Genomic DNA, 6000 nt, shown 5'->3' on the forward strand with positions numbered 1-6000 from the left:
GCGCCCGCGTCCGACGCGGCTCAGCCCTCGACCGTGAGCATCCCGTGGTGCAGCAGGTCGAGGTAGTTCTCGCTGATGCTCGCGGCGGTGTGGCTGCCGCCCGGGCGGAACCAGAACACCGTCGACCAGACGGCGTCGCGGATGAACCGGAACGCGAGCCGGGGGTCGATGGTGTCGCGGAACACCCCGGTGGCCTGGCCCTCCGTGATCTGCTCGAGCCAGAGCTCCTCGATGCGCGCTGCGCCCTCGGCGAGGAACTCGAAGCCCGGCTGGGTCATGAGGAACCCGGTCTCGTTCTGGTAGATGCGCACGTCGTCGGGCCGCTGCTCGATCGTGAGGAACGCGTGCTCGATGAGCTGGTCGAGTCGCTCGCGAGCGCTGCCCCCGCTCGCGGCGATCCGCTCGAACGCCGAGAGCGTGTCGTGCTGGAAGTCCTGCAGGATGCCCTGCAGCACGGCCTCCTTCGACGCGAAGTGGTGATACAGGCTGCCCGACAGGATTCCGGCTTCGTCGGCGATGTCGCGCACCGTCGTCGCCGAATAGCCGCGCGCGGCGATGAGCCGCGTCGCGATGACGATGATCTGGTCGCGCCGTTCGGATCCGTCGCCCACGTCAGCGCCCGCTGACCTTGCCGAAGAGCCGGGCGATCGGCGCGAGCACGAGCGGACGAGCCGCGACCCACACGACCGCGATCACCACGAGCGAGGCGACGAAGATCCAGAACCCGGTCCAGTTCACGACGTCCTGGCTCGCGTACATGTGGTTGAGGTTGCGGAGCGCGCCCGTCGCGAACACGAGGCCGACGTGCACGATGATGAACGCCACGAAGTAGAGCATCACCGGGAAGTGCACGGCGCGTGCCCACTCCACCGGGTAGATGCGGTTCAGCGTCTTCGCGTTCTTCGGCCAGAGGCCCGACATGCGCACGCCAGTGATCGCCGCGAGCGGTGCCGCGATGAAGACGGTGAGGAAGTAGGCGATCTGCTGCAGGCTGTTGTAGTTCACCCAGCCGTTCTCGGTCGGCCAGTCGAGCGAGAGGTACTGCAGCAGCGCCGACACCGCGTTCGGGAAGACCTCCCAGCTCGTCGGCACGATGCGCATCCACTGCCCGGTCGCGAAGAGCAGCACCACGAACACGGCGCCGTTGACGAGCCACAGGATGTCGAGCGACTGGTGGAACCAGAGCGAGAGGCTGATCTTGCGCTGCGGGTTCCAGCGCGGCGACCAGAACGCGGTCGGCCGCTTCTGCGTGCGCACCTGCAGGCCAGATCGCATGATGAGCACGATCAGGAAGACGTTGAAGAAGTGCTGCCAGCCGATCCACGCGGGAATGCCGATGGGCGCCGACTCGGGCAGGTGGTACTCGCCCGGGTAGCGCGCGATGAAGTCCTCCATCGGCGCGAGGCCGAGCAGCCAGTTGACCACGACGACGACACCGGTCGCAGCGAGCAGCAGTCCGAATCCGCCGATGACGAGGGCGCCCGCCCACTCCGCACGGGAGTACGGACCGTACAGCTTCGGCCACGGCTCGGCAGCAGGGCGAGCGGATGCCGCGGCGACCGCGACCGGGCGACGCGGCGGCTGCATCGGCGTGCGGCGTGGCGCCGGCGCGGCTGCAGCCACGGGCACGGCGACGGGTTCGAGAACCGGTTCGGGCGTCGGTTCCGGCGTCGGCTCCGGCGCGGCGACCGCTGGGATCGCGGCGACGCGCTCGGGCCTCGCCGGCGCCGAACCGGCCGGCGGCCAGGGCTCGCCGTCGGGAGTTCGGGGCAGTCCGCGGCGCAGCGCTCGGCCGCCGCCCGCGACGGACACCGCTGCAGCTGCTCCGGCCACCACCGACTGCGGTTCGGCTCGGTCGGCGGGAGCGGCGGGATCCGGAGCAGGAGTCGACGGCGCTGTCACGACGTCGGCGACGGCAGCGACCGGGGCCGCCGTGGCGGGCGGCCATGGCTCGCCGCCGGGCACGCGCGGCAGCCCGCGTCGCACCGAGCGAGCGGCGGACGCGGCGGCAACGGGAGCCGCAGCCGGAGCCGCGACGGTCGCGACGGGCGCCACCGCGACATCTGCCGCGGCATCCGCTGCCACCGCAGGAGCGCTCGCCTCGACGACAGCCGTCGGAGCCGGCTCACCGCCTGCGATCTCGACCACCGGGGGCCATGGGTCACCGCCGGCGACGCGGGGCAGGCCCTGCCGCGTCGTTCGCCCGTACGTCGCCATCGCGCGCTACGCCTTCCGCGCCTCGAGCGCGGCGATCAGCTGCGGCACGACCGTGAACAGGTCGCCGACGATGCCGAAGTCCGCGATCTCGAAGATCGGGGCATCAGCGTCCTTGTTGATCGCGACGATCGTCTTCGCGGTCTGCATGCCGGCCCGGTGCTGGATCGCGCCCGAGATGCCGAGCGCGATGTAGAGCTGCGGCGACACCGAGACGCCGGTCTGGCCGACCTGGTGCGACTGCGGGATGTAGCCCGCGTCGACCGCTGCCCGCGATGCGCCGACCGCGGCGCCGAGCACGTCGGCGAGCTGGTCGACGAGCGAGAACTTGTCTTCGGAACCGAGCCCCCGGCCGCCGGAGACGACCTTCGCTGCGCCGCGCAGTTCGGGTCGCGACGACGTGACGACCTCTTCTTCGAGCGCGCCGATCGCTGCGGCCCTGCGACCGGATGCCGCGACCTCGAGCCGCTCGATCGAGACGGGCTTCGCCTCGGCGCGGGCATCGATCGAGCCCTCGCGCACCGTGACCACGGGCGCACCCCAGGTCACTGCCGAGTCGACGTTGTAGGCGCCGCCGTACACGGAGTGGTGGGCGACGACGCCGTCGGCGTCGCGCGAGACGCCGACGGCGTCGACCGCGAGGCCCGAGCGCGAGCGCGCGGCGTACCGCGCGGCGATCTCGCGGCCCTCGATCGAGTTCGAGACGAGGATCGCGTCGGGTCGCACGAGTTCGGCGGCGGCGGCGAGCGCGTCGGCGCCCGGTACTGCGAGGCCCGAACCGGCCTCGGCGTGCTCGGCGACGAGCACGTGGGTCGCGCCGAGCGCGGCGGCATCCGTCGCGGCCTGCTCGCCCTCGCCGGCGGCCGCGACGATCAGGGCGACGGGCGTGCCGACCTCGGCGGCCGCGCCGAGGAGTCCGGCGGCGCTCTTGGCGAGTGCACCCGACGGCGTGACGTCGAGGAGCACGAGGATCGAGTCTGCGGTGTAGTCAGTCATCGTGGTCCCTTACGCGAGCCGGTTCTGGACGAGGTACTCGGCGAGGCGCTCGCCGGCATCACCCTCGTCGACGATCTTGGTGCCGGCCGTGCGCGGCGGCTTCTCGCCGAGCGAGATCACGATCGAGCGCGATGCCTCCGTGCTCTCGGCGTCGACGGCGAGGTCGGCGAGCGAGAGCGTCTCGAAGGGCTTCTTCTTGGCGGCCATGATGCCCTTGAAGTTCGGGAACCGGGCATCGGGCAGGCGCTCGGTGATCGAGATCACGGCCGGCAGCGATGCGGTGACCTGCATCGTGCCGTGGTCGCTCGCGCGCTCACCGCGCACCTCGGCGTCGGTGATCTCGACCGAGTTCAGGCTCGTCGCGTTGGGCACGTCGAGGAGCTCCGCGATCATCGCCGGGAGCACCCCGCCCGAACCGTCGGTCGACTGGTTGCCCGCGATCACGAGGTCGAAGCCGATGCGCTGCAGCGCGGCGGCGAGCACCTCGGCGGTGAGGCCGAGGTCGGCGCCGAGGAGCGCCCCGTCGACGACCTGCACGGCGCCCGAGGCGCCCATCGCGAGGCCCTTGCGCACGGTGGCGGCGGCCGACTCCGGTGACATCGACAGCACGACGACCTCGGTGTCGGCGTGGGAGTCGGCGAACGAGAGCGCGACCTCGAGCGCGCGCTCGCTGATCTCGTCGAGCACCGTCTCGCTCGCCGCACGGTCGGCGAGGCCGGTCTGCAGGTTGAGCTTCCGATCCCCGTACGTGTCGGGGACTTCCTTGACCAGGACGACGATCTTCATTCCGCTCCTTCGACGAGTTGCTTCATCCTAACCAAGCACTTGCTTGCCCGAAAAGGTGCCTGTTTTGTGGGATGCCGCCAAACTCGCCGCGACCTCGGCTGGCCGCAGTCGTGGAACCCGCACAGTTCAAGCCCGCTCGAGAGACGCCGGGTTACGCTGCGGGCATGAGTGGATTCCGACCCCCTGTTGCAGATATCGCCTTCGCCCTCGAGCATGTCGTGGACTACGACGCCGTCGCGCAGCTGCCCGGCTTCGAGCACGCCGACCTCGAGACCGTCACCGAGATCCTCGACGAGGCCGGCAACTTCATGGCCGAAGTCGTCGCCCCGACCAACCGGGCGGGCGACCTCGAGGGGTCGAAGCTGAACTCCGACGGCTCCGTCACCACGGCCACCGGCTTCAAGGAGGCCTACTCGGCCTACGTCGACGCCGGCTGGGGCTCGGTGCCCCTGCCCGAGGCGTTCGGCGGCGGCGGATTCCCGCGCACCATCGGCCTCGCGCTCCAGGAGCTCATGGCGACCGCGAACATGGCCTTCGCCCTCGCACCGCTGCTCACGCAGGGCGCGATCGAGGCGCTCCTGCACTACGGCAGTGACGAGCAGAAGCAGCAGTGGCTGCCGAAGATGGTCACCGGCGAGTGGGCCGGCACCATGAACCTCACGGAGCCGCACGCCGGCACCGACGTCGGCGCGCTCACCACGAAGGCCGTCAAGCGCGACGACGGCACCTACGCCATCTCGGGCCAGAAGATCTTCATCACGTTCGGCGACCACGACCTCAGCGAGCAGATCGTGCACCTCGTGCTCGCTCGCACCCCCGACGCGCCGGCCGGCACGAAGGGCATCTCGATCTTCATCGTTCCGAAGTTCCTCATGAACGAGGACGGCTCGCTCGGCGAGCGCAACGGCGTGCACACCGTCGGCGTCGAGCACAAGATGGGCATCCACGGTTCGCCCACCTGCGTGCTCTCGTACGAGGAGGCGACCGGGTACCTCGTCGGCGAAGAGAACATCGGCATGCGCATCATGTTCGTCATGATGAACAGCGCCCGCCTCTCGGTCGGCATGCAGGGACTCGCCGTGTCGGAGCGCGCCTACCAGCAGTCGCTCGACTACGCGCAGGAGCGCATCCAGGGCCGCGCGATCGGCGCCACCCAGGACTCCCCCATCATCGACTTCCCCGACGTGCGCCGCATGCTCATGACGCAGAAGGCATACATCGCCGCGATGCGCCGCATGATGCTGCTGACCGCGACCTACACCGACGTGTCGACGCACCACCCCGACGCCGCCGTGCGCGCCCGGGCGAACGAGATCGTCGGCCTGCTCACGCCCATCAACAAGTCGTTCGGCACCGACCTCGGCAACGAGCTCACCTCGCTCGCGCTGCAGATCCACGGCGGCATGGGCTTCATCGAGGAGACCGGCGCTGCGCAGCACTACCGTGACGTGCGCATCGCCGCGATCTACGAGGGCACGAACGGCGTGCAGGCCGCCGACCTCGTCGGCCGCAAGCTCCCCGTGCGCGACGGGGCGTCCGCGCTCGAGTTCATCGCCTCGATGCGCGAGCTCGACGGCGAGCTCGCCGCCGCCGGCGACGACTTCGCCTCGATCCGCACGCAGCTCGCCGCCCAGCTCGACGCGCTCGAGCAGACCACGGTGTGGATGCTCCGCACCGGTGCCACCGACCCGAACGCCGTGCTCTCGGGCTCGACCCCGTACCAGCGCATCTGGGGACTCGTGGTCGGCGGATGGCTCCTGGCCAAGTCCGCCCTCGCCGCTCGCGGCCTCGACGACGACGGCATCGCCGAGACGCAGCTGCCGCTCGCCCGGTTCTACGCCGAGCAGCTGCTGCCGCAGGCCGCAGGCCTCGTGGGTGCAGCCACCGCCGGTTCGCGCGACCTCTTCGCCCTCAGCGGCGAGGCGCTCGGCAATGCAGCGGTCCGCGGAGTGCGCGTCTGACCCGACACGCTCATCACGACGTACGCCCGCCCTCACGAGGGCC

At 70.8% G+C, this 6000-nt stretch carries 5 protein-coding genes; 1 reads left to right on the forward strand and 4 read right to left on the reverse strand.

All coding sequences use genetic code 11. From position 1 onward, the window contains the following. Positions 1 to 20: 20 nt before the first annotated feature. Genes ACFTQE_RS13745 through ACFTQE_RS13760 form a run of 4 tightly spaced genes read right to left on the reverse strand, consistent with a single transcriptional unit; the run spans position 21 to position 3996 of the window. Positions 21 to 611, reverse strand: a complete 591-nt coding sequence (locus ACFTQE_RS13745) for a TetR/AcrR family transcriptional regulator (RefSeq protein WP_376925605.1) — start codon at positions 609 to 611, stop codon at positions 21 to 23. A 1-nt stretch (position 612) separates the two neighbouring features. Beyond that, positions 613 to 2217, reverse strand: coding sequence for a cytochrome b/b6 domain-containing protein (locus ACFTQE_RS13750; RefSeq protein ID WP_376925606.1), 1605 nt, complete (start codon positions 2215 to 2217; stop codon positions 613 to 615). Positions 2218 to 2223: 6 nt separating this feature from the next. Further along, positions 2224 to 3210, reverse strand: coding sequence for an electron transfer flavoprotein subunit alpha/FixB family protein (locus tag ACFTQE_RS13755; RefSeq protein ID WP_376925607.1), 987 nt, complete (start codon positions 3208 to 3210; stop codon positions 2224 to 2226). 9 nt (positions 3211 to 3219) lie between these two features. Next, complete coding sequence (locus ACFTQE_RS13760; protein ID WP_376925608.1) at positions 3220 to 3996, reverse strand: electron transfer flavoprotein subunit beta/FixA family protein; 777 nt, start codon at positions 3994 to 3996, stop codon at positions 3220 to 3222. A 164-nt stretch (positions 3997 to 4160) separates the two neighbouring features. Here ACFTQE_RS13760 and ACFTQE_RS13765 point away from each other — a divergent pair, with 164 nt between their 5' ends. Continuing rightward, the gene (locus ACFTQE_RS13765; RefSeq protein WP_376925609.1) at positions 4161 to 5957 is read left to right on the forward strand and encodes an acyl-CoA dehydrogenase; all 1797 of its coding nucleotides are present in this window, start codon (positions 4161 to 4163) and stop codon (positions 5955 to 5957) included. The last annotated feature ends 43 nt before the right edge of the window (positions 5958 to 6000 follow it).

Source organism: Agromyces sp. NPDC056965, assembly GCF_042673425.1.
Classification (GTDB): domain Bacteria; phylum Actinomycetota; class Actinomycetes; order Actinomycetales; family Microbacteriaceae; genus Agromyces.

Coding starts and splice junctions, on each gene's coding strand:
- ACFTQE_RS13750 (WP_376925606.1), bottom strand. CDS start 2,217: ATGGCGACGTACGGGCGAACGACGCGGCAGGGCCTGCCCCGCGTCGCC.
- ACFTQE_RS13755 (WP_376925607.1), bottom strand. CDS start 3,210: ATGACTGACTACACCGCAGACTCGATCCTCGTGCTCCTCGACGTCACG.
- ACFTQE_RS13760 (WP_376925608.1), bottom strand. CDS start 3,996: ATGAAGATCGTCGTCCTGGTCAAGGAAGTCCCCGACACGTACGGGGAT.
- ACFTQE_RS13765 (WP_376925609.1), top strand. CDS start 4,161: ATGAGTGGATTCCGACCCCCTGTTGCAGATATCGCCTTCGCCCTCGAG.